This window comes from Enterococcus phoeniculicola ATCC BAA-412 (assembly GCF_000407505.1).
Taxonomy (GTDB): domain Bacteria; phylum Bacillota; class Bacilli; order Lactobacillales; family Enterococcaceae; genus Enterococcus_K; species Enterococcus_K phoeniculicola.
This window is the reverse complement of the sequence record NZ_ASWE01000003.1, coordinates 545,913-572,444: the sequence shown is the minus strand read 5'-3', so window position 1 is coordinate 572,444 and position 26,532 is coordinate 545,913. Positions and strand designations below refer to the sequence as shown.

General features: G+C 36.7%; 25 protein-coding genes. 10 read left to right on the top strand and 15 right to left on the bottom strand.

What is annotated here, in order from left to right:
* The first annotated feature begins 550 nt into the window (after nucleotides 1-550).
* Both I589_RS13230 and I589_RS13225 read left to right on the top strand, forming a co-directional pair.
* Nucleotides 551-1,405, top strand: a complete 855-nt coding sequence (locus I589_RS13230; protein WP_010768276.1) for a PhzF family phenazine biosynthesis protein — start codon at nucleotides 551-553, stop codon at nucleotides 1,403-1,405.
* Nucleotides 1,406-1,781: 376 nt separating this feature from the next.
* Nucleotides 1,782-2,426, top strand: a complete 645-nt coding sequence (locus I589_RS13225) for a FusB/FusC family EF-G-binding protein (RefSeq protein ID WP_010768275.1) — start codon at nucleotides 1,782-1,784, stop codon at nucleotides 2,424-2,426.
* A 273-nt stretch (nucleotides 2,427-2,699) separates the two neighbouring features.
* Here the strand turns inward: I589_RS13225 and I589_RS17935 are convergent, their stop codons facing one another.
* Nucleotides 2,700-3,533 carry a MerR family transcriptional regulator gene (locus I589_RS17935; protein ID WP_010768274.1) on the bottom strand — a complete coding sequence of 278 codons (834 nt, stop codon included), beginning with the start codon at nucleotides 3,531-3,533 and terminating at the stop codon, nucleotides 2,700-2,702.
* Between the two features lie 138 nt (nucleotides 3,534-3,671).
* On the opposite strand from I589_RS17935, the gene I589_RS13215 reads away from it, so the two are divergent.
* Nucleotides 3,672-4,031 carry a DUF1694 domain-containing protein gene (locus tag I589_RS13215; RefSeq protein WP_010768273.1) on the top strand — a complete coding sequence of 120 codons (360 nt, stop codon included), beginning with the start codon at nucleotides 3,672-3,674 and terminating at the stop codon, nucleotides 4,029-4,031.
* Between the two features lie 47 nt (nucleotides 4,032-4,078).
* Nucleotides 4,079-4,495 carry a hypothetical protein gene (locus I589_RS13210; RefSeq protein ID WP_010768272.1) on the top strand — a complete coding sequence of 139 codons (417 nt, stop codon included), beginning with the start codon at nucleotides 4,079-4,081 and terminating at the stop codon, nucleotides 4,493-4,495.
* A gap of 49 nt (nucleotides 4,496-4,544) precedes the next feature.
* Here I589_RS13210 and efp read toward each other — a convergent pair whose 3' ends face one another.
* From efp to I589_RS13185, 5 genes are all read right to left on the bottom strand, one after another.
* Nucleotides 4,545-5,108 carry an elongation factor P gene (efp, locus tag I589_RS13205; RefSeq protein ID WP_010768271.1) on the bottom strand — a complete coding sequence of 188 codons (564 nt, stop codon included), beginning with the start codon at nucleotides 5,106-5,108 and terminating at the stop codon, nucleotides 4,545-4,547.
* 194 nt (nucleotides 5,109-5,302) lie between these two features.
* Nucleotides 5,303-5,704, bottom strand: coding sequence for a transcriptional regulator Spx (spx, locus tag I589_RS13200; protein WP_010768270.1), 402 nt, complete (start codon nucleotides 5,702-5,704; stop codon nucleotides 5,303-5,305).
* 205 nt (nucleotides 5,705-5,909) lie between these two features.
* Nucleotides 5,910-6,158: a GlsB/YeaQ/YmgE family stress response membrane protein gene (locus I589_RS13195; RefSeq protein ID WP_010768269.1), complete on the bottom strand. Its 249-nt coding sequence runs from the start codon at nucleotides 6,156-6,158 to the stop codon at nucleotides 5,910-5,912.
* 678 nt (nucleotides 6,159-6,836) lie between these two features.
* Nucleotides 6,837-7,523, bottom strand: a complete 687-nt coding sequence (locus I589_RS13190) for a response regulator (protein ID WP_010768268.1) — start codon at nucleotides 7,521-7,523, stop codon at nucleotides 6,837-6,839.
* Nucleotides 7,501-9,051 carry a Spo0B domain-containing protein gene (locus I589_RS13185; RefSeq protein ID WP_010768267.1) on the bottom strand — a complete coding sequence of 517 codons (1,551 nt, stop codon included), beginning with the start codon at nucleotides 9,049-9,051 and terminating at the stop codon, nucleotides 7,501-7,503. The genes I589_RS13190 and I589_RS13185 overlap by 23 nt, the downstream gene beginning before the upstream one ends.
* Before the next feature lie 201 nt (nucleotides 9,052-9,252).
* Between I589_RS13185 and I589_RS13180 the strand changes: the two genes are divergently transcribed.
* Both I589_RS13180 and I589_RS13175 read left to right on the top strand, forming a co-directional pair.
* Nucleotides 9,253-10,533 carry a 2-hydroxycarboxylate transporter family protein gene (locus I589_RS13180; RefSeq protein WP_342662924.1) on the top strand — a complete coding sequence of 427 codons (1,281 nt, stop codon included), beginning with the start codon at nucleotides 9,253-9,255 and terminating at the stop codon, nucleotides 10,531-10,533.
* Between the two features lie 37 nt (nucleotides 10,534-10,570).
* Complete coding sequence (locus I589_RS13175) at nucleotides 10,571-11,734, top strand: NAD(P)-dependent malic enzyme (RefSeq protein ID WP_010768265.1); 1,164 nt, start codon at nucleotides 10,571-10,573, stop codon at nucleotides 11,732-11,734.
* Between the two features lie 41 nt (nucleotides 11,735-11,775).
* Here I589_RS13175 and I589_RS13170 read toward each other — a convergent pair whose 3' ends face one another.
* Complete coding sequence (locus I589_RS13170; protein WP_010768264.1) at nucleotides 11,776-12,801, bottom strand: glycosyltransferase family 4 protein; 1,026 nt, start codon at nucleotides 12,799-12,801, stop codon at nucleotides 11,776-11,778.
* Nucleotides 12,802-13,201: 400 nt separating this feature from the next.
* Between I589_RS13170 and I589_RS13165 the strand changes: the two genes are divergently transcribed.
* The gene (locus I589_RS13165) at nucleotides 13,202-14,176 is read left to right on the top strand and encodes a diacylglycerol/lipid kinase family protein (RefSeq protein ID WP_010768263.1); all 975 of its coding nucleotides are present in this window, start codon (nucleotides 13,202-13,204) and stop codon (nucleotides 14,174-14,176) included.
* 55 nt (nucleotides 14,177-14,231) lie between these two features.
* On the opposite strand, the gene recD2 is transcribed toward I589_RS13165, so the two are convergent.
* The 4 genes from recD2 to I589_RS13145 all read right to left on the bottom strand — a co-directional run bounded on the left by recD2 (nucleotide 14,232) and on the right by I589_RS13145 (nucleotide 20,349).
* Complete coding sequence (gene recD2 / locus I589_RS13160; RefSeq protein ID WP_010768262.1) at nucleotides 14,232-16,817, bottom strand: SF1B family DNA helicase RecD2; 2,586 nt, start codon at nucleotides 16,815-16,817, stop codon at nucleotides 14,232-14,234.
* A 27-nt stretch (nucleotides 16,818-16,844) separates the two neighbouring features.
* On the bottom strand, nucleotides 16,845-17,489 hold the full coding sequence (locus tag I589_RS13155; RefSeq protein WP_010768261.1) for a histidine phosphatase family protein: 645 nt from the start codon (nucleotides 17,487-17,489) through the stop codon (nucleotides 16,845-16,847).
* Nucleotides 17,490-18,613: 1,124 nt separating this feature from the next.
* Nucleotides 18,614-19,120, bottom strand: coding sequence for a tRNA (uridine(34)/cytosine(34)/5-carboxymethylaminomethyluridine(34)-2'-O)-methyltransferase TrmL (gene trmL / locus I589_RS13150; protein ID WP_010768260.1), 507 nt, complete (start codon nucleotides 19,118-19,120; stop codon nucleotides 18,614-18,616).
* 371 nt (nucleotides 19,121-19,491) lie between these two features.
* Nucleotides 19,492-20,349 (bottom strand): methyltransferase domain-containing protein, encoded by an 858-nt coding sequence (locus I589_RS13145; protein WP_034685238.1) that lies wholly within the window; start codon nucleotides 20,347-20,349, stop codon nucleotides 19,492-19,494.
* 105 nt (nucleotides 20,350-20,454) lie between these two features.
* Between I589_RS13145 and I589_RS13140 the strand changes: the two genes are divergently transcribed.
* A complete protein-coding gene (locus tag I589_RS13140; protein ID WP_010768258.1) occupies nucleotides 20,455-21,099 on the top strand; it encodes a copper homeostasis protein CutC in 645 nt (214 codons plus the stop codon).
* A gap of 71 nt (nucleotides 21,100-21,170) precedes the next feature.
* Here I589_RS13140 and mgtE read toward each other — a convergent pair whose 3' ends face one another.
* The 4 genes from mgtE to yjbM are packed head-to-tail and all read right to left on the bottom strand — an operon-like array spanning nucleotide 21,171 to nucleotide 24,926.
* Complete coding sequence (gene mgtE / locus I589_RS13135) at nucleotides 21,171-22,535, bottom strand: magnesium transporter (RefSeq protein WP_010768257.1); 1,365 nt, start codon at nucleotides 22,533-22,535, stop codon at nucleotides 21,171-21,173.
* Nucleotides 22,536-22,553: 18 nt separating this feature from the next.
* Nucleotides 22,554-23,447 carry an RluA family pseudouridine synthase gene (locus I589_RS13130; protein ID WP_010768256.1) on the bottom strand — a complete coding sequence of 298 codons (894 nt, stop codon included), beginning with the start codon at nucleotides 23,445-23,447 and terminating at the stop codon, nucleotides 22,554-22,556.
* 2 nt (nucleotides 23,448-23,449) lie between these two features.
* A complete protein-coding gene (locus I589_RS13125) occupies nucleotides 23,450-24,247 on the bottom strand; it encodes an NAD kinase (protein ID WP_034685355.1) in 798 nt (265 codons plus the stop codon).
* Between the two features lie 13 nt (nucleotides 24,248-24,260).
* A complete protein-coding gene (gene yjbM / locus I589_RS13120; protein ID WP_010768254.1) occupies nucleotides 24,261-24,926 on the bottom strand; it encodes a GTP diphosphokinase in 666 nt (221 codons plus the stop codon).
* Between the two features lie 198 nt (nucleotides 24,927-25,124).
* Here yjbM and I589_RS13115 point away from each other — a divergent pair, with 198 nt between their 5' ends.
* Both I589_RS13115 and I589_RS13110 read left to right on the top strand, forming a co-directional pair.
* Nucleotides 25,125-25,700: a CYTH domain-containing protein gene (locus tag I589_RS13115; protein ID WP_010768253.1), complete on the top strand. Its 576-nt coding sequence runs from the start codon at nucleotides 25,125-25,127 to the stop codon at nucleotides 25,698-25,700.
* 115 nt (nucleotides 25,701-25,815) lie between these two features.
* Nucleotides 25,816-26,469, top strand: a complete 654-nt coding sequence (locus I589_RS13110) for a ClpXP adapter SpxH family protein (RefSeq protein ID WP_010768252.1) — start codon at nucleotides 25,816-25,818, stop codon at nucleotides 26,467-26,469.
* Nucleotides 26,470-26,532: the final 63 nt, after the last annotated feature.

Here is a 26,532-nt window from a genome sequence, read left to right as displayed (position 1 = left end):
GACGAGGTCGGGACAGAAGTGTTCAGCTCCAAGAAATAAGAAGGAATTCACGAAGATTGCTCCTCAAATCTTTGGGAATTTCAGCTTATTTTCGAAGCCTTCAACTCTAGCATGTTCCATGCGTAGAAGTTGTTGAGAGCGAAACGCAGTGGAGATGAGTTACTTCTGTTCCCGCCGTTTATTAAGATTTTACGAGAGTGAGATATAGCTTAAATAGTTATGTCTCACTCTCAGATTATACTATCATGTAGCTGGCAGGCGTCCGAAATCCAACCGGACGCAAGCTAGCTACTTTGACTTTTATACAATGCTACTTGTACGAATAACTATAGGCTATCCCTGTTTGTTCTAGCCTAAATTTAGGAAAACAATTCTCCTCTCTTCTATTCATTTCATGTATTTCTATTAACAATCCTCAAAAAAGCTGTTCTGTCATTTATTCATTAGCAAAAAATTCCTCTCTTTTTATATAACTAAATCAAAGAAGCTAATTACACTTAATTAGATTGTTTCCTGTGTTACAATTTATTGAAAAGAAAGTAGGTATTGTATGAAATTATCTGTTTATGTCGCAAGTGCGTTTAGTATAGAAAATACAGGTGGAAATAAAGCAGGTGTCGTACTATTTGAAGAAGACTTGACTATTTCACAAAAAATGATGATAGCAAAACAATTGGGTTATGCAGAAACTGCCTTTATAACAAAATCCCAAAATGCTGATTATACTTTTGAGTTTTTTACACCAAAAGAAGAGGTTGACCTATGTGGTCATGCCACAATTGGTGCGTTTGTTATATTAAAACATTTAGATATTCTTTCAAAGAATCACTATACCATCGAAACAAAAAGTGGTATCCTCGCTATTACCATAAAAGATGATCGCTTCTTCATGGAGCAGGTGAAGCCAGCCTTTTATGATATTCTTTCACCAGATGAGTTGACTGACTGCTTTGACCGTCAACTGATTGATACCCAATATCCTATTCAAATAGTTTCTACAGGATTAAAAGACATATTAGTTCCTATAAAAAGGGAAGCGGACTTAAACGCTTTGAAACCAAACTTTGAAAAGATTAAAGAAATCAGCCGTTTTTATGATGTGATTGGAATGCATCTCTATACATTTGCGAAAGAGCGCATTTTATGTAGAAACTTTGCTCCGTTATATGACATCAATGAGGAAGCGGCAACCGGGACTTCAAATGGCGCCTTAGCTTGCTACTTGCATAAAGAACAAATAAAAAAAGAAACCTATCTCTTTGAGCAAGGTCACTCATTGCAATCGCCATCTGAGATAGTGGTAACGTTGGCTGAGAATGCTCAAAACGAAATAGAAAACGTTTATGTTGGCGGGAAGGGCTATTACTTAGGAATGAAAGATTTGACAATAACAGATAACAGCTAAGAAGAAAGAAGGTGTGCTCTATTGTTAACTACAACACCTTCTTTTTCTTTATGTTCCATTTAAACATTAAGGAAACTTTTAAAAATCTCATAAAACGAAATTTATTGAGTATTGAGTCTAGTCGTTGCCATTAAACTTGCAACCCGTCATTACACAATGCTTGTGGTACCTTCTATTTTGTTATAGAATAAATTGCTTAGTTCTTACTGAAAACCCAAATATAAAAAATTCATAAAGGGGGTGATGCTATGATATACACTACTGTATCGTATTTAGCTACCCAAACGTTTCTTTTTTGATCAATGTTGTTGGTCAAAAAATGCCTTCCAACAACATTGTTAACTACAGAATAGGCAATTTGAAAGGAAATTTTTTTATGCCAACAATTCAACCACACCAGTATAATTTTATTAAACAGCAGGTGTCTGTATTATTAAACACTTACTCTTCTGTTAATGATAAACAGACGATAAGAACCGTTCAGGACTCAGCCATTGAACAAGTGAATGGGCTATTTGAAGAGGTTCCTGAAAAAGTAACTCATTTTATGGCACTCATCACTGATAACCAAGTGACAAAAGCAAAAGCAGAAAGTTATTTAGAAAGTTTAAAAAATGAGGTAATTCCATTTCGCGAGCCTAGTACACAGCAATTAACAAAACTATTTAGAAAAGTAAAAAAGCTTCACTTTCCAAAGTGGGCTGAACTTGACCTTAGAAATCATAGCTACGTGGGCTGGAATGATGCTGGAACCCAAAGAAAATATATCATTTTATATGAAGAGGATAAGTTAACAGGTGTGTATGGAACCCTTTCTTCTGATAGTTCAAAAGGAATTTGCAGTATTTGTCATAAGACATCTGAGGTATCTATGTTCTTATCCTTAATTAAATCTTCCGGGGATGGTACTTATACAAAACGTGGCAACTATATTTGCCATGATAGCGAGTCTTGCAATCAAAATATACAAACGCTTGATCCTTTGTTCAGCTTTATTCAAACGGTTAAAGCAGAAAAATAATTTTTTGCACATGAAGGCTTACTATTCAAATATTAAGATGGGGATACTCCTAATGTATGCTATCTAGTGACAAAAAATAGATTCGTTTAGAAAAGACAGCGATTGAAAGATCAGTGGTTCGTTCGACAAACCTATTTTAGGATAAACGCAAGAATAAATGAAGAGACAGACATGCGCCGCTCGGAGAACCGAGTAGGTACATGTCTGTCTTCTCACTTTATTAAGAGATTAAGAGGGGATAACTTAATTAGTCATGTCCCCACTTCTCTATTTTTATACCATTTGTTGGAGCTGTTTTAGTAAGCTTGCCTCTGGTAAGGTGCTTTTCATTTCAAACAGAGGGGATTCAAAATCATACTTTTTTGCGAAGATTTCTGTTTGAAAAATCGCCTTTTCATATGTTTCTCCACGTAATCGTTCAAAGGTTTCACTGACTGCCTGATGATTGGTGTTTGGTGATTTCATTAAAGCAAAGGTAGTTTCAGGAAATACGACTACCTGTTTTTTCTTAATGGTTGCATTCTTTTTATCGATCGACTGATAGGAATAAGAATAAGGTTGCCCCTCTTTCCAGAAAGTCAGCATTCCTGCTTCATAGCCTGGTACAATCCCTAATTTTCGCATTTGTTCCTTGGTTTGTGCTAAATGGACATGATAATCTGTACTCACTTGGTTTCCAGCATATGGAGTTAACCAGTATGTTTTTTCAGAGACGGTTGCATATTGTAGACTTTCCTGACTCAAAAAATCCTCAGAGTAGCTTATTTCTTCCTTCATCGATTTTAATGTAGCTAAATGTTGTTCAACTTCTTTTAGACGTGCAGTAGCAAGTGTAGTGCCTAAGTCCATCAGAGGTAATAAATCAATTTGAGATCCATCTTCAGAGATAAAATTTTTCAACTGCTTTAACGGAATCGACAACTCTGCACATTCGCGTATCGCTTCTACAAGATAAATGTGTTTTGCTGAGTAGTAACGATACCCATTTTCATCATCTACATAGGTTGGTGGTAAAATACCAATTTTATCATAATATTCCAACGCCTTTTTATGAACATGAGTAATTTTTGACAGCATACCAATCGTAATGAGTGTATCAGTTTTCATGGCTCCTCCTTGACCATCCCTTTAAGGGGTAGTTTATATATATAATAGAGGATTCTCTCTAAGAACGCGAATCGAACGTTCGCAACCGAAAGAATAAGATAGTACAATCCGCACTATCTTGAAAAGGAAGTGAGTTACATGAATGCTATTCAAAAATATCTGATGGAGCAAGCACATCGTACGGATAATGTGCTTGATGAAAAGGCCCTTTTGCTTGGCTGTGAATCGACCAATGTCGTTCATTTTGTCACTTATAAAGAATTACGAAACAATTTCCCTGCACACGTAAAAGCAGTAAAAGAGATGGCTAAATCAAAAAAGGTAAAGCTAATAATTAATGGAAATTTGAGCGACACTATGATTGAACGCTTTATGAGGATTGCCCTACATTTGAAAAAAACGTTCTCTGTAGTTGTTATGGATGGATTTGTAGCGTTAGATAACCAAGCAAAGAATAGTAAGGATATTGCTCTTGTTTTGGCTCATCACGAAGAATAAATCTACCTTTCTCTGAAAGAAGCTGTAAAGAAATGGACTGATGATTGATGAAAAACTTACTTATTACAGATTTTAATTCAACAAAGCTTCGTCCTCCCTACCTCAATTCCTCTCAAAATCAGATAGTAGATTTAAGAAAACTAAGTCAGCTCTATGAATTGTCTGATTCTGTACAAACACTCCAATGGAATGAGGCCGAAACAATTACATTTCTTCTTTACTTGTCGGATTACGATGTTTCTTGGCGAGTAAAAACATTTTGTAAACAAAAAGAAGAACAAATAAATAAAGGAATATGTTCCCCTGTAGAAAAAGGAAAAGTCATCACCTACTCCTCTCTTTCTGCTTGGCAGCTACTGTTACCAGTAAAAACTATTTTTATTAATCGCTTGTTATCTCCACTCATAAAAGAAGTAAATTTGCAGTGGATTCATTTAGAAAAAAAATCCAAAGAATTCCTGTAAAGGTGTTAAAAAAACACTCGAAACCAAAAATGCTGGTTTCGAGTGTTTCTTATTTTGATGCACGTTTTAAATACGTACCTTCTTGTGTATTGATTTCCAGTAATTCGCCTTCTTCAACGAAATCAGGTACGTTTACTACCAGTCCTGTTTCCATTGTAGCTGGTTTACCAGAGCCTGTTACTGTTGCACCTTTAATTGAAGGCTGTGTTTCAACGACTTTTAACACAACGCTTGTAGGAACAGCTAAACCGATAACTTCAGTACCAAAGAATTGGATTTTTACTTCCATATTTTCCAACATGAATTTTAATTCATCTTCAATTAACTCAGTTGGTACTTCATATTGTTCATACGTTTCTAAGTCCATGAAGTTTGCAATATCATCTTGTACATATAAAAACTGTACCGGTTTTGTATCAATATGCGCTTTTTTTACTTTTTCATCTGGACGCATGGTTGTATCATAAGTTGCTCCTGAACGCACATCACGTAATTTCATACGCATAACCGTATTTCCTTTACCTGGTTTATGGTGACTAGCATCTAATACTTTAATTAACTTGCCATCTAATTCGAATGTCATTCCAGCTCTTAAATCACTTACTGCAATCATTTTAATTTCTCCTTTGTCTATAAACTCATACTTCCATATTGTAGCAAATTCTGACCATTTATACTAGTGAAGTTTTTTTCTAGCTTCACTCAGCAAAACAATTCTTAAAAAAAAGTGTGTGAACCAAAAATAAATAAATGAAAAGAGTCAAAAAAAGAGCATCGACTGTTGTCTAGCTCCTTTAAAATTATCTTTTATTCATAAGCAAAATACTTCTGACGCTCTTTAAAAATAACATTTCGAACCTCTCTTGGAATGAAGCAATGTATATCATCTTCATTATAACCAATCTGTAGTCTTTTTTCATCAATGATAATTGGGCGTCTTAATAAGCCAGGATTTTTTTCAATTAATGTCAATAAATCGCCTAAAGGCATGTCATTAATATCCACAGTTAATTTTTCATAGACTTTTGAACGTTTTGAAATAATATCTTCTGTTCCATTTTCAGATAACGCCAAGATTCGTTTTAGTTCCTCTCTTCGTAACGGTTGCGAAAACACATTTCTTTCGGTAAACGGAAGTCCTTGCTGGATTAACCAAGCTTTTGCTTTTCTACATGATGTGCAACTAGGTGTTGTATATAAAGATATCATAAATTTTTTCACTCCTTTAAATAGTTTCTTCTGTCCTTTTTACGTCTAGAGATGTTCCTGTTTTTCATCTCTTTGTTTTTTATCAGTAACCAAATGATCAGATGAACATCCATTTTATTCTTGTTGGTTTAAATGTTTGTTATCTATTCGGTTTTTTTGTTTAAAATCCATAAGGGTCATCGTTCGATCTAAATGTCTTTATTCACTAGTCTCTTCCTCGTCCAAAGAAAAATGAAACAATAGCAACTAATATGACCGCGCCAATAATTGATGGGAATACTGCCATACCTGCGACATGAAGCCCCCAATCTCCTAATAGCTTTTCTCCAATGTATGATCCTACCAGACCCGCAGCAATATTTGCAATCCATCCCATAGAGTTTCCTTTATTGGTAATCGCTCCTGCAATCATCCCGATAACAGCTCCTACAATTAGTGTCCATAATAAATGCATAGGTTGTTCCTTCTTCCTGTTTAGTTATTTTACATATGATGAAATTCAGTATAAATATACTTAATTGTCTATACCTATTATTCTTCCCGTTATTTTAAAGAATAACAAAAAATGACAATTCCGAGAAATCTAAGCTTTCTCCAGCGAACAAAAGCTTCTCGTTTGTTGATTCTGACGATTTGATTCTTAAAATTCCAATACTGATTGAAAGCTTCCTCAATAAAAACATTTAGATAATTTTACAGCCCTCTCTTTCAAAACTATTTTGGAAACCAACTTACCAAAATAGGAGAATTTGTATCTGCATACATTGTTGCAAATATTTACCAAAAACACAAATGAAACATACTAAAAATCAAAAAAATTTTATTTTTTTATTCAAACATCTATTATTAATTTAACATTATTAAAGACAGAACCTATAAACATTCGTTATTTTTAAAACGAAATAAACTTTAAAACAGGAGTTTTTAAATAAAATTCCGTATTTTTATAACTGTCATTCGCTCATTTTATTCTAACGAAAAAAACTTTCTTCTTTTTATTAATAATTGAAAAGAAGAAAGTTTTATATGGAATATTTTTTTATTTAAATTTACCTCCCTCTCTTTAAAATTAGGATAGGAGGTCAGATAGAAGTTCTCGGAGCTAGCCGCTTAAATGTCAATTTTTGTTCATCTATTTCATTCGATACAATTGATAGGGTCTTCCTACTTTCAGATAGACACTCTCACTCGTTAAAATATCGGCGTTTTCTAAAAACAGTAAATACTTACGAACAGAGACATGGGAGAGTTGACTTATCTCTGACAGCTCTTGAACTGTAAACTGTGGAGGCAACTGTTTGATTTTTTCCATTAGTAAATGTAACGTTGATTGAGTCAGTCCTTTTTCTAATGGTAATTCTTCTAATTTTACCGGTTCTTGAATCCTAGGCTGCTTAAATAATGAATCAATCGTTTCTTGAGAAAGGTCGCTGACAGTCTTACTTAGTTGAGCCTGTTTTTCTTGATAGAGCTGAATACTTTTGGCAAATCGCTCAAAAGAAAATGGTTTGATTAAATAATCCAGCACACCTAAATGCATGCTTTGTTTTACACTATCCAGCTCATTGGCTGCAGTAATCAAAATCACTTCTACATCTATTCTTTCTTTTCTGATACTTGTAAGATAGCTCAGTCCATTTCCATCTTTTAAATGTAGATCCAATAAAACAAGCTTTGGCTGGTTCTTTCTTGTCTGTTCAAGTCCCATTTCTATTGTTTCTGCTAAATAAATAGGTTGAAAGCCAGTGATTTTTTCCAAATACTTTTGATGAATAAATGAAACCATTGGATCATCTTCAATGATTAGTACGCTTGTCATCTTTTACTCCTTCATAATGAACAGTGACTATTAATAGCAGCCAGTTATCTTGCTGGTTCTCCCAATGAATAGTCGCTTGCGCATTGTTTAATAGTGTCATTAAATACGAGGTATAAAATTCTAGCTCAAATCGTGTAAGCTGTTCTTTTGAATAAGCAAATGAATAGGTAGTGGTTAACGTATCCTCTTTATATTCAATCCTTTGAACCATTTCTTCTGGAAGTGGCTGCTCAAGAAAGAATCGATGGATGTAGCGATAGATTGCCAAAAGATTTTGTGTATCCTCATCTCGTTGATTGGGTGGAATCTCTGGATAGATTTCGACTATCAGTTGTGTTTTTATCTCACTAAATTTCATTCTCTCTCCACTTAAAAATCCAGCTAATACCGGATTTCTTACAAGTATCGCCAATCGATGGGCAAACTCTTTTTCCGGTTTTAAAATATCTGCCAGATACTGCTGCAGCGAAGCATAGTCTTCTAAATCAACTAACCCATAAATAACATGCATTTTATTCATAAATTCATGGGATTGACTCTGCAAAGCCGATGCGTAGGTAGTTGTGCTAACAAGCTGTTCAGCAATAATAAATGTCTCGGTTGCGTTCTTTAAGAAAACCACATGACCAATATCTTTTTTTCTTACTTTTATAGGAGCAATGGAAACAAAATAGTCCTGTCCATTTTGTTGATAGAACTGCTCTGTTTTCGATTCAATCGTTAGCCTCTCTTGAAAAATCAGTAACTCACTTAATTTTCTTCCAACCAGCTCTGCTTTTTTATTAAGCATCTTTTCATACATCAAAGTCGCTTCAATATTCGCCAACAAAATAGTCTGTTCTTTATCAATCACAACAATTGCATCCTTTGTTTCCTCTAACATCGCATTTCGTTCTTCTAATAATTGTGCAATCTCACGTGGTTCTAAATCATGAAGCTGCTTTTTTAAATAATAAGCTACTCCTACAGCAAGAATCAAACCAAATCCCACACTCAGTACCACACTCATCGTATAGTCTTTTTTCGTTCGATTAACCAAGCTGGATAAAGACGTAAGCTTAATTCCCATAGCAACTACACCTATTTGTTCCCCATGGTCGAAAACTGGAACAAAGCCTCTTAGCGATTCGCCTAAACTTCCTTTACTTACTGAAATATGTTCATTTCCTTTTAAAGCCAGCAGCTCATCGCCACCTTCAAAATGTTTTCCTATTTTCTTGAGATCTGGATGTGTTAGCCGAATTCCTTCCATATCCATAATCACTACAAAATCTAACTGATGAATTTCACCAACCTGAACAGTGTACCGTTCCAGCGCCTCTGTTGTCTGACCATTTCTTAATGCATGGATTACTTGGTCTTCTATGGATAATTGTTTTCCTAATGCAAGAAGTGACTCCTCTTGATTTTTTCGTACCTCTTTAATCGTCTGCTTGGTCATCACGCCATAAAAAAAAGTAATCATCACAATTAGAGTTGTGATAAAAATCACGGAAAGTAACCGCCATAGTTTTGCCCCTTTTTTCATAGTAAACTCCTTTATTTTTCTAAGTAAAGTATAGCATATGAGAAATAGTGCGCTTACTTAAAAAACTTATGTTTAGTTAAATTAATTAAATAACCTATCAAATAGAAAACGATTTCAATAAGATGAGTATGTAACAAACAACGAGGAGGAATTAACATGGAAAAAAAGATAACTGCTGACACACCTAGACAAACAGGTTGGATGCAAAAATTAGCAAACATTCGTATCGGCTCAGTATCATTGCCTGTATACATCGTTACTTCGGCCATCATCTTAGTGACGGCACTACTGGAACAGCTTCCTGTAAATATGTTAGGTGGTTTTGCAATTATTTTAACAATGGGCTGGTTATTAGGAACTATCGGTGGAAATATTCCTATATTAAAAAACTTTGGCGGACCTGCTATCTTATCTTTACTTGTTCCATCCATCATGGTCTTTTTCAATCTGTTAAATCAAAATGTCTTAGCAACAACCGATATTCTCATGAAGCAGGCAAATTTCTTGTACTTCTATATTGCGTGTCTGGTATGTGGTAGTATTTTAGGAATGAATCGTAAAATTTTAGTTCAAGGATTAATGCGAATGATCGTTCCAATGGCATTAGGCATGATTTTTGCAATGGGTGTTGGAACTTTGGTAGGAACACTTCTTGGGCTTGGCTGGAAGCATACTTTATTTTATATCGTAACACCTGTTTTAGCAGGAGGAATTGGTGAAGGAATCCTTCCATTATCCTTGGGGTACAGTGCCATTACAGGACTACCTAGTGAACAGTTAGTGGGTCAGTTGATTCCTGCAACAATTATTGGAAACTTTTTTGCTATTATGTGTTCAGGCTTATTGAGTCGACTTGGTGAAAAACGTCCAGAGTTATCCGGTCAAGGTGAGTTAATCAAAATTAGTGGAACAGATGATTTAAGTGATGCTTTAGAAGAAGATAAAGCACCCATCGATTTAAAGCTTATGGGCTCTGGTGTTTTAATTGCATGTACGCTATTTATTACAGGTGGACTGTTACAGCATTTAACTGGCTTTCCCGGCCCTGTTTTAATGATTGTCGCTGCTGCTTTCCTAAAATATTTGAATGTCGTTCCAAAAGATACGCAACGTGGGTCAAAACAGCTCTATAAATTTATTTCTGGAAACTTTACCTTCCCACTTATGGTAGGCTTAGGTATGTTATATATTCCATTAAAAGATGTTGTAGGTATGTTAAGCTGGCAGTATTTCATCGTTGTCATTAGCGTTGTCTTTACAGTTATTGCTACAGGATTTTTTGTCTCACGCTTTATGAACATGAATCCAGTAGAAGCTGCCATCGTTTCTGCTTGTCAAAGTGGTATGGGCGGAACAGGTGATGTAGCTATTTTAAGTACTGCAAATCGAATGAACTTAATGCCGTTTGCACAGGTTGCCACACGACTTGGTGGAGCAATTACTGTAATTTCTATGACTGCTATTTTCAGAATGCTATTTTAAGGTATACTAAATAAAAGAGTTCGAAAGGAAGATTATCATGTCAAACAAAGACGTAAAAGAATTAGCGATTGAACAAGCCAAGACTTTTGGCGGAAAATTAGAAGTCGTTTCAAAAGTAACGATTGAAAGTCGCGAAGATTTAAGTATTGCCTACACACCAGGAGTTGCTGCTGTTTCTTCGGCAATTCATGAAAATAAAGAGCTGGCATATGAGTTAACAACTAAAAAAAATACCGTAGCTGTTGTCAGTGATGGTTCTGCCGTTCTCGGATTAGGAAACATCGGTCCAGAAGCTGCCATGCCTGTAATGGAAGGAAAAGCTGCCTTATTCAAACGATTTGCAAATGTTGATTCCATTCCAATTGTCTTAGACACGCAGGATACAGAAGAAATTATCCAAACAGTCAAAGCAATTGCCCCAACATTTGGCGGAATTAATCTTGAGGACATCAGTGCTCCTCGTTGTTTTGAAATTGAACAACGCTTGATTGAAGAGCTTGATATTCCTGTCTTTCATGACGATCAGCACGGCACTGCTATTGTTGTTTTAGCTGCTTTATTTAATAGTTTAAAATTAATCAATAAATCATTGGATGAAGTCAAAGTCGTGGTCAATGGAGGTGGATCTGCAGGACTTTCCATTACTCGAAAATTTCTCGCTGCAGGAATCAAACATGTAACGGTTGTTGACCGCGCTGGAATTATTTGCGAAGGTGATGCTTCATTAGCTCCTCATCACGCAGAAATTGCAAAAATTACCAACCGTGAACATCGGACAGGAACACTTTCTGATGCACTAAAAGGAACGGATGTCTTTGTGGGGGTTTCAGCTCCTGGTGCTTTAAAAGCAGAATGGATTACAGAGATGAATGATAAACCTGTTATCTTTGCTATGGCGAATCCAACACCTGAAATCTTCCCAGACGAAGCGCTAAAAGCAGGTGCTTACATTGTGGGGACTGGACGAAGCGACTTTCCAAATCAAATCAATAACGTTCTTGCCTTTCCGGGAATTTTCCGAGGAGCACTAGATGCACGTGCGAAAAAGATTACGGTAGATATGCAAATTGCAGCAGCAAAAGGGATTGCCAGCTTGATTTCTGAAGATGAGTTAACAACTACAAATATTATCCCAGATGCCTTTCAAGAAGGGGTAGCTAAAGTCGTGGCTCAAAGTGTGAGTCAGGCAGTAGAAAAATAAAGAAAATGGCGGATTTAGCCTTCAACTAAATCCGCCATTTTTTATTTGTTCTTACTTGCAAGCTCCGTATAAAATTCAAGCCATTGTGCTGCACAATTTTTCTCTGAATACTTTTCAGCTGCTTGCCGTGATTTTTCCTGGAAAGCATGCAGTTTCTCTGGCTGCTCCACCAGTTCATCTAATTTTTGTTGCATCTCATCTATGTCATCTGCTGTAATAAATGTTTCTTTTAAGATAGAATCATACAGCTCTAAATTTCTCAACATGACAGGTGTACCGCAATTAAAGGCCTCCAAAATAGACATTGGAAATAACTCATTGTATGAAGGTAGCAAGAATAAATCTGCCATATTATAGTATTTTACAATCTCGTCTCGATCCACAATTCCTGTAAAATGTAAATTTGCTGGTGGATTCTCATAAATTTTTTGGTATTTTTCATAACCATCTGTGATTTTTCCAAAAGAAAACCCACCTGCCCAAATAAATTGAATGGCAGGATTTTGAATCGCCAATTGAACAAAATCATCAATTCCTTTTCGTTGCTGAATTTGTCCCACCCCTAGTACAACAAAGTCTTTTTCCGATAGGCTTGCTTCTTTTCTCCAGTTTTGCTTTTCTTCTGCGGTTGCTTCATAAAAAACTTTAGGAGAGACAAAATTTGGAATATAAGTGACCTTCTCCTCACTGACACCAAGCGCTACTAGCTTTTCTATGAAGCTAGGATTCACTACGACCAGATGATCCATCCGCTTATAAAATGACATCACATACCAGTTAAATATTCGTTGAATAAATGGAACAAGCTTCACACTTCCCTCTAACGTTTCTGGCAGAAAGTGAACATAGCCTAATTTCACGCCGCGATTCCAAAAAAAGGTAGACAAATAAAACATCGGATCCACCGTATGATAATGAGAAATATCGGCTGCTTTATAGTTGTTAATTTTAATTGAGAATTCTTTTGAAAAATATTTTTTTAACATCGCCAACAGCTCGAGATAGGCACTTCCCACTCCTTGACCTTTTACCTTATCTGCTGATGAAAACATCGTAATTTTAATCATAAACTGCTCCTTTTACCCAATTATTTCAGTAATTACTCATTCTTCTATTTAAGTTTCAAAAAAATAAGTTTGTAACTCCTTCACACGGAGACATAGATACAACTACCAGTGTATCTCAAATAAGTGAAAATTGCTATATAGCATCAAGAACTCTTATATGCAAAAGATTTCTGCTTCCTCATTTATTTCTACTTATTCCATTAAGCAATAATTCTTAATTTAAGTAGTCTTTTTTTTAATAAATAAGAAATCTTTTTCTATATTGTCTCATAAATAAAAACAACGTGACGGATAATTTATGAATTGCTAGGATTTTTTAATGTTTATCTTTCGTATCCTCTGTTATAATGTAGACTTGAAACTTTGATTGCTTTAAATGTTTATTTTTAGGAGGGAATTTATGAAATTCCACTATCACTTTTTAATTAACCCGACTGCCGGAAGCGGTAGTGCCGAGAAAGTGGCAAAACGGATTATCGATATCGTCTCAAAAAGAGAGTTTCTCTATACTAAATATTTCACAGAATATGCAGGTCATGAACAGCAGCTGGCAGAACAATTAGTTGAGCAGGCATTAATTCCTTGGAAAGCAGAATTTCTAACTAATTTTAATGAAGAGGATGCTTTTCCATTGTTGGTAGTCATTGGTGGAGATGGAACACTGCATCAAGTACTAAATTCTTTTTACAGCCTACAGTGTGAAATCCCTGTCGCCTACATACCCGCAGGCTCAGGAAACGATTTTGCTCGAGGAATCGGCTTGCCTAGAGAAGCCGAAAAAGCCTTTTGGCAAATTGTAAAGACACCCATTCCGCGCGAGATATCAGTCATCACCTATGATGAAAAAATCCAAGATGAACAGGGACTTGTGCTAAACAATGTAGGGATCGGTCTTGATGCGGCGATTGTTCATGCAACGAATGATTCTGCGACAAAAAAACGCCTAAATAAATATAATTTAGGTTCGTTAGCCTATATGGCTTCTATTATCAAGGTGTTGTTTACTCAAAAAGGATTTCCAATCATGGTGGATATAAATGGACAACAAATGAATTTTTCCAAAGCTTTTTTATGTACAACAACCAATCACCCTTACTTTGGTGGAGGCGTTGCAATTGCACCTACTGCTGACGTTCAAAAAAATCAGCTAGATTTTGTCCTGGTGGAGCGAATTAATATTTTTAAAATTTTTTGGTTAATTTTGTTATTAACACGAAAAAAACAGATGAACTCAAAAAATTTCCATCACTATACAGGAAACAAACTTAGAATCGTCTCCACCATGTCCGAGTATGGACAAGCGGATGGAGAAGTGATGGGGGCTCGCTCATTTGATATTCACTTTGCCACTAAAAAACAGTGGATTTGGTGTTAACTCAATCAATAAAAAAAATCCAAGCTGACGAGTCTTCTCGTCAGTCTGGATTTTTTTAGTTAGCCTCCATGAATTGCTGTGGTGTAATACCATCCATACCAATCATTGGCGAAATTTCTTGTTTTTGTATCAATTGGAGTGTTAATACACGTGGTCCGCTCGTCTCTTCTATCTCGTCAAATAATGTTACTTCTTCGTCCACTCGCAAATTCGTTTCCAAATTGGTGGTATCTGATTCATAAGCCACAGATGTATCTGACGTCTTTATGTCCCTCTTTTCAGATACAGGACTTAGAATTTTTACTTTTTCCACCGTTTGATCAGAAAACGGGTTATCTCCAACAAGTGAGTCCTCAAAAGCCTCTAACTTACTTTTTATCGTGAACGTCATCTCTCCAGCAGAAAGAATACGCTCTTTTAACGTGGTTAAACGACTGGCTGATTCATGGGCAACACAAGTTTGATACGCTTGTTCTTCTCCAAGCAAAATTAAAATTTCTTTACTTCTTGTAATCGCCGTATACAGTAAATTTCTTTGAAGCATCCGTTGAAATTGATGGACCATTGGTAAAATGACCATCTTAAACTCGCTTCCTTGTGATTTATGGATAGAACAGCAGTAAGAAAGTGTAATCTTATTCCATTCATTCCGTTTATAAGAGACCTCATTGGCATCAAACTGAATGACCAGTTCATCTACTTTATCTTCTGAGTCCTTTGCATAAATTATTCCTGTAATTTGTCCCATATCACCGTTAAAAACATTCAATTCTGGAGAATTAACTAGTTGGAGGACTTTATCACCAATTCGATAAACAGTCTCATTCCACGTCACTTCTTTTTTCTTTCCAGTATTTGGATTAAAGATTTCCTGCATCATTTTATTTAAGGCGTCAATTCCTGCAGGTCCTCGATACATTGGAGCAAGCACCTGAATATCCTGTGCGGTAAACCCTTTTTTCTTTGCCTTCTCAACAATTTGAGAAATCAAAGGCTCAATTTGATAAGCATCACTTCTGAAAAAAGAACGATCTTTTTGATTTTTCGTAAAATCACTTGGTAAATGTCCCTCTTTTATCTCATGAGCTAGCGGGATAATACTTGATCCATCCCCTTGTCGATAAATCTCTGTCAGCTCCATTTTAGGCACTTCTTCAATTTGGAGAAGATCATGAAGTACCTGCCCAGGTCCCACAGAAGGCAGCTGGTCTTTATCCCCAACGAAGATGACCTGCATGTTAGTTGGGATTGCTTTAAACAATGTGTTCGCAAGCCAGGTATCCACCATTGACATTTCATCAACAATTAACAGTCCACCTTCAAGCTCTTTTGTACTGACTGTAGGACTTTTTTCCCGTCCATTTAAACCTAAAAGGCGATGAATCGTCCCAGAAGGTAATCCAGTAGTTTCATTCATTCGTTTAGCAGCACGACCTGTTGGTGCAGCCAGTAAAATTGGAAACACTTCCTGACTGTATTTCGTTGGATCCAAATCAAGACCATTTAGCTCAGCAAATAAATTAACAATTCCGTTGATAACCGTAGTTTTTCCAGTACCTGGTCCTCCGGTTAAAATAAACAATGGCGAACGAATCGCTTCTTCAATTGCTTTTTGTTGAGACTCGCCATATTGTATATTTAATTGCTTTTCAATCATGCGAATCGTCTTTTTCACTTCTTTTTTATCATAAGTGATTTCTTTTTTTCTCGCCAATAATCGATGAATGGAGCTCCCGATTCCCCACTCAGAAAAATATAAACTATTTTCATAAAGCTTCGTTTCTTCCTGTTGAATTTTGCCTTCTTCAACAAGTTGTAAAATGACATTTGCTACCTCATCTGGCACAATTTCTACTGGTCGGCTTGTTTCAAGCAAGCGTATCGTCTGCTCCAGTAATTGCTTAGCTTCAATATACGTATTTCCAGTTTGAACAGATTGTTGAAATATCTGATGTACGATGGCCGCACGAATTCTCTTAGGAGATTGTGCACCAATTCCTAACTGCTCGGCAAGATTATCTGCTCGTTTAAAACCTACCCCTTCAATGTCCTCAACTAGCTGATAAGGATTTTCATGAATAATATCTAACGCCTCGTTTTGATAAGCTTGATAGATGGCAAAAGAAAGCTGGCTTCCGAAGCCATACTGACTCAATCCAACAATCACTTGATCCATTCCATGATTTAAGCGAATAGTTTCAACGATGATGTGACGCTTCTTTTCATTTAATGCGGGAAGCTGCTTTAGAACATCTGGTTCTTCAATAATCCGTTCAATCGCATTTTCTCCAAGAATTTCAACAATTTTTTCTGCAGTTTTTTTCCCAATACCAGGAAACTTGTCACTGGACAGATACTGAACAAGCCCATTTGCTGATGTGGGGCGTTCTTGTTGATAGCGATCTACCTGCAATTGACGGCCATAGCGCGGATGATCTACAAATTCTCCATAAAAACGGTAGCTTTCTTCTTCTTGAATTTCGCCAAAGCTTCCAGTGACTACTAGTTCTTTCTCCTTATAGTCTGTATTCGTATCAGTTACCCGAATTAGTAAAACTTTATAAAAATTACTGGGATTTTGAAAGAAAATTGCTGCTACATTTCCAACGACATAATTTGCATCAAGCGCTTGGTTTTGCATGTTCTCGCCCCCTTTTATAAAAATTTGTTACTTTTGATGCTTCTCTAAAAAATGAACATCATTCCAAAGCTCCATTTGATAAGGAAACTCATCAGAAGGATTAGTTGTTTCCACAATAGTCAAACTACTATTTAATAATCCGCCAGCCTTACGTAAATTTTCTAGCGGTTCTCCAACCATGTGTTGAATTGATGCTGTTAGTGCTGCTCCATGTCCCACAAATAGCAATGGCCCTTTTGAAGCCTCAGAAACTGCAGTAGAAACAACCGTTTCAATTCGTTCGATAGCAGTCATAATTGGCTCTGCACCAAAAGGCGTCGGATCATATTTTTCTAAATGATGACGAAGATTGTGTAAGTTTTCCCCATGCATTTTTTTGATTTTTTCAATTTTTTGCCCCTCTAAAGAGCCTAGACCCAGCTCTCGCAAGTCATCTGTATAAATGATTTCAACAGGATAGCGCAACTCAGAAAGTATCCCTTTGGCAGTATCTCTTGCTCGTTTTGATGTACTTGAATAAATTTTTTCAAAAGGAACATCCTTTAGGTAAACGCCCAATGCTTTGATTTCTTCATAACTTTCAGAAAGTAACGGAGAGTCTCCTCCCATTCCCTGAAATCGTTTCTCTTTATTCCACTGAGTTTTCCCATGTCTTGTAAAATATAATTTCATTCCATAAACTCCTTAAATCAATCAATAAAAAAGCGTTGGTTTGAAGTTGGGATAGAAGTGTTTATTAAGATGCTAAGAGGATGGGGGTGGGACATAACTAATTAAGTTATTCCACACCTTTGTAAAATCTTAATAAAGGTTGGAAATAGAAGCAACTCATCTCCACTTCGTTTCGCTCTCAACAACTTCTACGCATGAAACATGCTTGAGTTGAAGGTCTCCACTTCGTTTCGCTCTCAACAACTTCTACGCATGAAACATGCTTGAGTTGAAGGTCTCCACTTCGTTTCGCTCTCATCATCTTCTACGCATGAAACATGCTTGAGTTGAAGGTCTCCACTTCGTTTCGCTCTCATCATCTTCTACGCATGGAACATGCTTGAGTTGAAGGTCTCCACTTCGTTTCGCTCTCAACAACTTCTACGCATGGAACATGCTTGAGTTGAAGGTCTCCACTTCGTTTCGCTCTCAACAACTTCTACGCATGAAACATGCTTGAGTTGAAGGTCTCCACTTCGTTTCGCTCTCATCATCTTCTACGCATGAAACATGCTTGAGTTGAAGGTCTCCACTTCGTTTCGCTCTCAACAACTTCTACGCATGAAACATGCTTGAGTTGAAGGTCTCCACTTCGTTTCGCTCTCATCATCTTCTACGCATGAAACATGCTTGAGTTGAAGGTCTCCACTTCGTTTCGCTCTCATCATCTTCTACGCATGGAACATGCTTGAGTTGAAGGTCTCCACTTCGTTTCGCTCTCAACAACTTCTACGCATGGAACATGCTTGAGTTTAAGGTCTCCACTTCGTTTCGCTCTCATCATCTTCTACGCATGGAACATGCTTGAGTTGAAGGCTTCGAAAATAAGCTGGACACTTCTTTCCCGACCTCTTCTACCTTCTATGAATCTAAACAACGCATGATTGCCAGATTCTTTTAGATTTCATTCTAACTAGATGATTCGAAGCAGCACCTGTTCTCTTTATTAAAAGGGCTGCTGACTCTCTGACGATTAACGTTAATGCTGGCCTATAATCACTGAATAGTTATCAGATTAATTTTCTAGCCTAGCTATCTGTTCTATTCTATCATAAACCACTGATACCTAATGAAAAAATCCGAATTTAATCTAATTTATCGTGGCTATAATGATGCTGCAGCTCTAAATTAGGAAACGCTTGCTGTCTGAGTGCCTCATAGACAACTAGTGCTACTGTATTAGATAAGTTTAAAGAACGAACATGCTCATCATTCATCGGAATACGCAAACATTTTTCTTCATTTTCTCTCATGAAGGCTTCTGGAAGACCCGTTGTTTCTTTTCCAAACATAAAGTAATGCTCTTCATTATCCTTAAATGTCTCTTCACTGTATACTTGATTTGCAAACTTGGTAATTAGATGGAGTTTATTATCTCCTAAAAATTGTAAAAAAGCCTCTAAGTCTTTGTGATAGGTAATGTTTACGTCATGCCAATAATCCAGGCCTGCACGCTTTAAATGTTTGTCATCTGTTGAAAACCCTAAAGGTTCAATTAAATGGAGCGGTGAATTCGTTGCAGCACATGTTCGTGCAATATTTCCTGTATTCGCTGGAATTTGTGGTTCAAACAAAACGATATGATTGGTCATACGACTGATTTCTCCTTTTTTTGAGGTAGGATAGAAGTCTCTAACTTCAGAAATAGCTGGTTGCTTAAGGAGCTGTGTTCTGCAATTCAGCATGTTTCATGTGAAGAAGATGGTAAGTTTCTTCTATTCCTTGCATTTATTCAAGTGTAAAGAATCCGGAGCATAAATTAAAGTGATATGTCCAGATTTCCTATTTTTTTGCATAAAAAAAACGTACCGCCTCGGTGTCATCACTGCGAGTCGTTACGTTAGTGAAGCTCTTCTCACTAACTTTTATCAGAACAGGAACCTGATAAAAACCAATGAAAAAACAACTTGTTGATACTATATCATCAAAATGTTACTTTGACAACCTCAATCTTAAATAAAACTTAATGAAAACGATTACTATGAGAACCTTTTAATATTTCTATATCAACTGTAATTTTTTCTAACGGATTCTCTCTCAATCCTTGCTTAACTGCTTCTGTCACGCCCCATTCTAACGGAGACATCTCCAGCAAATCAAGTTGATTTTCTTTTGGAATATCAAATGTATATGTTATTCGTTTACGTTCTACGAGGTGCATCTCTGTTTCAAATTTTTTCACGACTGCTTCATTAGAATAGCTTTGTTTTTCGATTTCGTTTGGATAAAAGGCTTGACGCAGCTCTGTCAGGTAGCCTGATTGAGGAACTACTTTTAATAGCTGACCGTTATTTGTTAATACTCGTTGAAACTCCTTGTAATGGGAGGGAGAAAAGATATTTAAAATCGTTGGAATACAATTATCTGAAAAAGGAAGATTGGTCAAGTCTGCTACGCACCAAAATGCAGGTAATGGCTGTTGAGTTGCCAGATATACACCTTCCTTTGAAATATCAAATCCAATCATTTTTTCAAGAGATTTTCGTTCATTTAACTGGTTAAGAAAACTGCCTTCCCCACAACCAACATCCAAGATAAACTCTGGAAAATCTATCATATTAGCAAGCTCATCCATCACAGGATTATACATGCCAGCTTCAATCATTCGCCTTCTAGGGGCAAACATATCTGTTGTATATTCTGTTTGAATTTGATGATTTAAAAAATAAAGTGTCCCTTTCTTTGATAAGTCAAAACGATGACCTGACGGACAAAAAAAAGTATGATTCTCTTCCTTCATAGTGCCATGACACGTAGGACAACGAAAAACGGAGGCATTTTCTTTAAGAAACAATGCTCCCTGATCAATTTTTTTTAGCATATATTCGTCCCCTTTCATTGATAATCTTACCTTTCTTATTCTCCTTTAGCAATGAAAAAAAATATGATACAATGCGATGGAAGATGCTTAGAAGGAGGAAAAGAAATGATTAAAGAATTTTGTGCTGAAAACTTTACACATATTCAAGAAGCAATTGCTAAAGGGGCTGGACGAATTGAATTGTGCGACAATCTTGCCGTCGGTGGCACAACGCCTAGCACAGGAGTGATTGAAGAAGTGTTAAGTTATGCTGGTGAAAAACACGTGCCAGTTATGACTATGATTCGTCCAAGAGGCGGCGATTTTATTTTTAATGATATAGAATTAAAAATCATGCATACAGATTTAATTGAAGCAAAAAAATTAGGTACTGATGGAGTCGTTATCGGCTGTTTGACTCCAAGCAGCTGGTTAGACGAAGAAGCGTTAGAGTTATTAATCGAACATGCAGAAGGTCTGCAAATTACTTTTCATATGGCTTTTGATGAAATTCCCAAAGCTCGTCAATTTGAGGCAATCGATTGGTTAGCCGAACATGGTGTGCATCGCATCTTGACTCACGGAGGACCTGCAGGAACACCTATTGAAGAGAATTTCGATCACTTGCGTGCATTAATCGCCCACGCTGATAATCGTCTAATCATTCTCCCTGGAGCAGGTATTAGTTATAAAAATGCAGAGAAGGTGCTCTCTGCACTGGGCGTTCAAGAAGTCCACGGAACAAAGATTGTTGAATTAGCTGAAAATTAATTTCATTCACAAAAAAAGAGTCCTTTTCAACCAAGCAATCTATACTTAGTTGGAAAGGACCTTTTTTAACTTTAGGCTAAAAAGTAACTCATAAACATGCTGGCAATACTAAAATAAATCAGTACACTTGTCAAATCACTTAATGTGGTGATAAACGGACCACTGGCAACAGCAGGATCAAATCCGAGCTTATCCATTAACATAGGAATCAAGCTCCCCGCTAAATTTGCAACTGTAATCGCACAAAGCATCGCCATCCCAATCACAAACCCTAAAATAAAGTTTCCCTGCCAGAAACCAACAATAATAAAAATAGTGATTCCTGTTACAAGTCCTGTGACCAGACCTGTAAGCACCTCACTGAATATAAGACGTGCAAAATTATTATCTTTTTCATCCGCTAGAGCTAGCCTGCGGACAGCAACTGCTAGAGACTGTGTACCCGCGTTTCCTGCAGTTCCTGTAATAAGTGAGATAAAGACTGCAAGAATGCTCGCCTCACTCACCAACGACTCATAGTGACTGATAAGAGTAGCTGTAGACATCCCTAAAAATAATAGCGTAATCAGCCATGGCAACCGTCTAGAAGCAGCTTTTAACGGATTTTCGCTGACTTCTTCGATATTTACCCCTGCTAACCCTGAGTAGTCACTTGCCGCCTCGTCATCAATAACATCGATAATATCATCAACTGTCACAATACCCAACAAATGATCATCATAATCTGTAACTGGTAATGCTAGGAAATCATAGTCACGAAATGTTTGCGCAACATCTTCTTGGTCGTCACCTACGTGAACAGAGATTACCCGTTCACTCATCAAATCAGAAATCATGGTATCATCCTCATTAACAATCAAATCACGTAATGAAATAACGCCTAAGAGCTGGTTTTCTTGATTGACGACATAAATGTAGTAAATTGTTTCTGCTACATCTGCTTCATGTTTTAACACATACATTGCTGATCGTACCGTTTGATTCGCTACAATTGAGACGTATTCTGTTGTCATGATGGACCCTGCTGTATCATCTTCATAGTGAAGCAGGTCTTTGATTTCACTTGCATCCTCAGCATCCATCAAGCTAAGATATTTTGCAATCTGTTTCTTATCTAGTGTATTTAATAAATCCACTGCGTTATCGGTATACATCTCCGAAAGCATTTCCGCAGCATAGCTTGGTCGCATCTCTGCAAGATAATCCTTCATATTTTCATTATCTTCTTCAATGACGTCAAACATATCCGCCAATTCTTTGGGCGAAAGATAGGTATAAACAACTAGACGTTCTTCATCGGTTAGAGATTGATAGAACTGCCCCTGCTCGTAGATGTGCATCTCCAAAAATCTCTCCCGAAATTCCTGGATATTATTTTCTTGCAAATCTTTGAGTAAAAAAGCAAATTGTTCCTCTAATTCTTGATTTTCATCCAAACCAATCTCACCTCACTGTTAATCTACTTGTATTAATTGATGCATATCTGTCGCCATAGGCTGATAAAAGGCTAGCGGCTCGTTCGTAAAAGGGTGCGAAAACTGCAGCTCATAACAATGAAGTGCCTGTCTTGTAATCCCCAAATCTAGTCTTCCCCCATACATTTCATCCCCTAACAGCGGACAGCCTATCGCTGAAAAATGCACGCGTATTTGATGCGTCCTCCCTGTGTGGAGCTGAATATCAACGAGTGCGATTTCGTCTTGTATTTTTTCTAGCCAGTATTCTGTTTTCGCATACTGACCTTCCTCTGTTACCTTACGTTTTAATAATGAACTATAATCTCTTCCGATAGGTTGAATAATCTCATCATGACGATTTAAATGCTCATTTTCCCCGCTGACAAGTGCTTGATATTTTTTCACAAAATTCTTTGCCCTCAACTGTACATCCAGCTTTGCATGAGCAAATCCATGCTTTGCAAAAAGCATTAGCCCAGAGGTATCTCGATCCAGTCTTGTTACTACATGAATCACTTGATTGGCGTAGCCTTGTTTTTTATAATAGGCTTTGACTCGATTTGCCATCGTGTGATTTGGATGATATTGAGCTGGAATCGAAGAAACACCAGCTGGTTTATTCACAATCAAAAGATGGTCATCCTCAAAAACAATATCTATCGGGTGATCGTCGAGTAAGAGCGTTTCATGTTCCCCTTCATCTGGAATCACAATTTTTACCATATCATTGTAGGTAAGAGAAAACAAGACATTCTCCACTTTTCCATTAACTTTAATTTCTCCACCTTGAAACTTGATTTTTGCTAATAATCCTTTAGATATCCCTTTTTCTTTTAAAAAATATTTTATTTGCTGGGATTGTTCTTTTTTAAACTGCCAAGAAAACTCCATGTTTACCCCTCACTAATAAACGCATCTTTCACTCTACGCCAAAAATGCATATGTCGATATGATGCAAAATGAATTCGTTCATCTGCTATACGATAATAGACAGAGGCAATATTGTCTTGTTCAATATCTAGCTGGTCGACGGTCACAAGATAATCCTTACTGTCCTGCAGCTTCACTTCCAGCCATTCAGTATGAGCGATTACGATAGGTGAGCCCAGTGTTCGGAACACACGATTGTTTAATGAAGCAATTTCAGCTAATTGAAACGCATTGATGCTTGGATGAATCACGGCTCCTCCAACACTTTTATTGTAGGCGGTAGAACCTGTTGGTGTAGAAACAGATAAACCATCCCCACGAAAACGTTCAAATAGCTCATCCTTGATTAAAATATCTGCTACCATGGTTCGGTTTCCCCGTTTAATTGTAGATTCATTTAAAGCTAAAAAATGTTTGTCTGGTTTGCCATCTAAAAAAGTAATCCGTACGTCAAGCAGAGGGTAGCTTACACTTTTCCCTCGATTACTACTTAAACTATCCACTAGCTCCTCTAATTCAAAATCACGCCAATCGGTATAAAACCCAAGGTGCCCTGTATGAACACCCAAAAAACTAACCTCATCCAATCGATGATTAAATCGATGAAAGGCAGAAAGCAACGTTCCGTCTCCGCCAATTGAAATGACAAGCTCAGGTCTCTGGTCATCAATTTTTATATTGGCCTTTTTCAACATTTCTCGCAATTTTTGTGCGACAACTTGCGATTTTTCTTCATGATTTTGGACAATCGCTACTTTCATGCTTGTCATTTTTTCACTCCTCTTGATCCATTGACTTATGATAATAAACGTCTTCGGACTTCCCACGACCATGAGAAAACAGTCGTTGTGCTTCTTGGATTTCCTCACGTATTGTTGACATTTCTTCATCCAATTGATAGGCAGCTTCTGCTGCACGTTGAAGACGTTCACTCATCTCTTCTGGAAATGCTCCTTGATATTTATAATTTAATGAATGTTCAATCGTCGCCCAGAAATTCATTGCGAGCGTTCTAATTTGAATCTCCGCTAAAATTTTCTTCTCTCCGCCAACTAGCTGGACTGGATATTCAATAACTAAATGATAGGAACGATAACCACTTGCCTTTTTATTCGTAATATAATCTCGTTCCTGAATGACCTTCATATCTTTTCGATTTCGTATAATTTGGACAACTTGATGGATATCATCCACAAATTGACACATAATTCTTAGACCCGCAATATCTGACATTTCCTCTTCTAAGCGTTGCATCGGAATATGTCGCAATTGTGACTTTGTAATAATACTTTCTATTGGTTTGACTCGTCCTGTAACAAACTCTATTGGTACATGGCGATTTTGTTCACGAAATTGCTTACGAATCCCTCGCAACTTCACTTTTAATTCTGAAACTGTTTGTTCGTATGGCGCTAAAAATGTATCCCAATCTCGTTCCATAGCAATCCCTCAACTTATCTTATAGCGTTCACTCTACATTTTAACATAAACAAGAAAAAACACTCACTGAATCCGTTTAAGAATTTCCAAATTTTACAGAATTCATCTCCAAAAATTGGCATAAGAAAATGGGGCCTTTCAATTGACGGAATAAATTAGATTGTGTAACAATGAACACAAAGAAAGAAAGGTGCTTTCATGAGCGAAAATTTAGAGATTGAATTTAAAACATTATTGACTGCTGAAAACTACCGGGCAGTCTGTGAACTATTCCAATTAGAAAAGAAAGACTTTCATACACAGACAAATGTTTATTTTGATAATGAGATGAATGTATTAAAAAAAGAAAAGATGGGTTTACGCATTCGAGTCTTGGAAACACACGCCGAGTTAACATTAAAAGTACCTGTCGAAGATGGCCTATTGGAAACTACGGATGACCTAACGCTGAGTCAAGCCCAAGAGTATCTTTTAGAAGATCGTCTTCCAAGTTTTGGCGCTGTTCACGATTGTCTTCAAACCTATCACATCGACAGCCGCTCACTAAAATCAATTGGGAAATTGACAACAAAGCGCGCTGAGTTTCCTGTAGTGGAAGGCTTGTTGGCTATTGATGAAAGCTGGTATGGCGAATCTCATGATTATGAACTAGAACTTGAAGTTACAGATTATGCCGCTGGAAAAATTCAGTTTAGAAACCTTCTGTCTCGATTATCGCTAACATATCAACCAGCAAAAAATAAAATTCAGCGGATGCTGGAAGCTACTCAATAAGCTTCTGTCATGGCTGTTCACAAGCCATTTAATTTCTTTTTTCATCTTCTTTTGGTAAGGTTATATTGTCATGTTGACTTGTTTGTCACATAGAGTCTGTTTGGGGGAGATTCATTTGATAGAAATTTATTTATTTATTAACCCTTTGGGGAGTATTTGTTATCACACAGAAAAACAAATTTTAGATTTTGTAGAAAGCGGATCTAAGAAAATTCAATTTCGATTTATACCACTAGTTAATTTACGTACAATTGGGGATTTAATGAAACGTGAAGGTATTCCAACTACTGATATAAAGAAAAGAAATCATCTTTTTGAAACGATTTTTTCCGCTTCTTTGGATTATAAGGCAGCTCAGCTTCAAGGAAAGAAAAAAGGACGTCATTTTCTTTTACGTCTGCAAGAAGCGGTCGGCTGTCATGGAAAAGCCTACTCAAAAAAATTAGTAGAAGAGCTAATCGTTGATACGGGCGGTGATTTAGAGATGTTTTTAGAAGACAGAGAATCAGAATTTGTTAAGGAAGCCTTCTATTCTGATCAGCAAATTGCCAGAGAAATGGACATCGTCCAACATCCATCTGCTGTTGTCTACAACTTTTCATACAATAAGGATTTTGGTGTCTTAGTGGAAGGAAAAGCGGCGATGAGTGATATTTTTGAACTCTGCCAGTCTCCTGAAACAATTTATGATCTTTTAGATGAAGACTATTTTAACCAAAAAAATAAGCGCCAAGTCGGAACTAACGGACATAGTTTACATTTAATTTAAACACTCTTATCTCTTACTAGTATCGATAAAGCACAAAAAAAGCTCTCTTAGAAAAACAGAATC

Bases quoted from the DNA above. Each gene is read 5' to 3' on its own strand.
- I589_RS13230 (WP_010768276.1), top strand. From the start codon at position 551: ATGAAATTATCTGTTTATGTCGCAAGTGCGTTTAGTATAGAAAATACA.
- I589_RS13225 (WP_010768275.1), top strand. From the start codon at position 1,782: ATGCCAACAATTCAACCACACCAGTATAATTTTATTAAACAGCAGGTG.
- I589_RS17935 (WP_010768274.1), bottom strand. From the start codon at position 3,533: ATGAAAACTGATACACTCATTACGATTGGTATGCTGTCAAAAATTACT.
- I589_RS13215 (WP_010768273.1), top strand. From the start codon at position 3,672: ATGAATGCTATTCAAAAATATCTGATGGAGCAAGCACATCGTACGGAT.
- I589_RS13210 (WP_010768272.1), top strand. From the start codon at position 4,079: ATGAAAAACTTACTTATTACAGATTTTAATTCAACAAAGCTTCGTCCT.
- efp (WP_010768271.1), bottom strand. From the start codon at position 5,108: ATGATTGCAGTAAGTGATTTAAGAGCTGGAATGACATTCGAATTAGAT.
- spx (WP_010768270.1), bottom strand. From the start codon at position 5,704: ATGATATCTTTATATACAACACCTAGTTGCACATCATGTAGAAAAGCA.
- I589_RS13195 (WP_010768269.1), bottom strand. From the start codon at position 6,158: ATGCATTTATTATGGACACTAATTGTAGGAGCTGTTATCGGGATGATT.
- I589_RS13190 (WP_010768268.1), bottom strand. From the start codon at position 7,523: ATGACAAGCGTACTAATCATTGAAGATGATCCAATGGTTTCATTTATT.
- I589_RS13185 (WP_010768267.1), bottom strand. From the start codon at position 9,051: ATGAAAAAAGGGGCAAAACTATGGCGGTTACTTTCCGTGATTTTTATC.
- I589_RS13180 (WP_342662924.1), top strand. From the start codon at position 9,253: ATGCAAAAATTAGCAAACATTCGTATCGGCTCAGTATCATTGCCTGTA.
- I589_RS13175 (WP_010768265.1), top strand. From the start codon at position 10,571: ATGTCAAACAAAGACGTAAAAGAATTAGCGATTGAACAAGCCAAGACT.
- I589_RS13170 (WP_010768264.1), bottom strand. From the start codon at position 12,801: ATGATTAAAATTACGATGTTTTCATCAGCAGATAAGGTAAAAGGTCAA.
- I589_RS13165 (WP_010768263.1), top strand. From the start codon at position 13,202: ATGAAATTCCACTATCACTTTTTAATTAACCCGACTGCCGGAAGCGGT.
- recD2 (WP_010768262.1), bottom strand. From the start codon at position 16,817: ATGCAAAACCAAGCGCTTGATGCAAATTATGTCGTTGGAAATGTAGCA.
- I589_RS13155 (WP_010768261.1), bottom strand. From the start codon at position 17,489: ATGAAATTATATTTTACAAGACATGGGAAAACTCAGTGGAATAAAGAG.
- trmL (WP_010768260.1), bottom strand. From the start codon at position 19,120: ATGACCAATCATATCGTTTTGTTTGAACCACAAATTCCAGCGAATACA.
- I589_RS13145 (WP_034685238.1), bottom strand. From the start codon at position 20,349: ATGCTAAAAAAAATTGATCAGGGAGCATTGTTTCTTAAAGAAAATGCC.
- I589_RS13140 (WP_010768258.1), top strand. From the start codon at position 20,455: ATGATTAAAGAATTTTGTGCTGAAAACTTTACACATATTCAAGAAGCA.
- I589_RS13130 (WP_010768256.1), bottom strand. From the start codon at position 23,447: ATGGAGTTTTCTTGGCAGTTTAAAAAAGAACAATCCCAGCAAATAAAA.
- I589_RS13125 (WP_034685355.1), bottom strand. From the start codon at position 24,247: ATGAAAGTAGCGATTGTCCAAAATCATGAAGAAAAATCGCAAGTTGTC.
- yjbM (WP_010768254.1), bottom strand. From the start codon at position 24,926: ATGGAACGAGATTGGGATACATTTTTAGCGCCATACGAACAAACAGTT.
- I589_RS13115 (WP_010768253.1), top strand. From the start codon at position 25,125: ATGAGCGAAAATTTAGAGATTGAATTTAAAACATTATTGACTGCTGAA.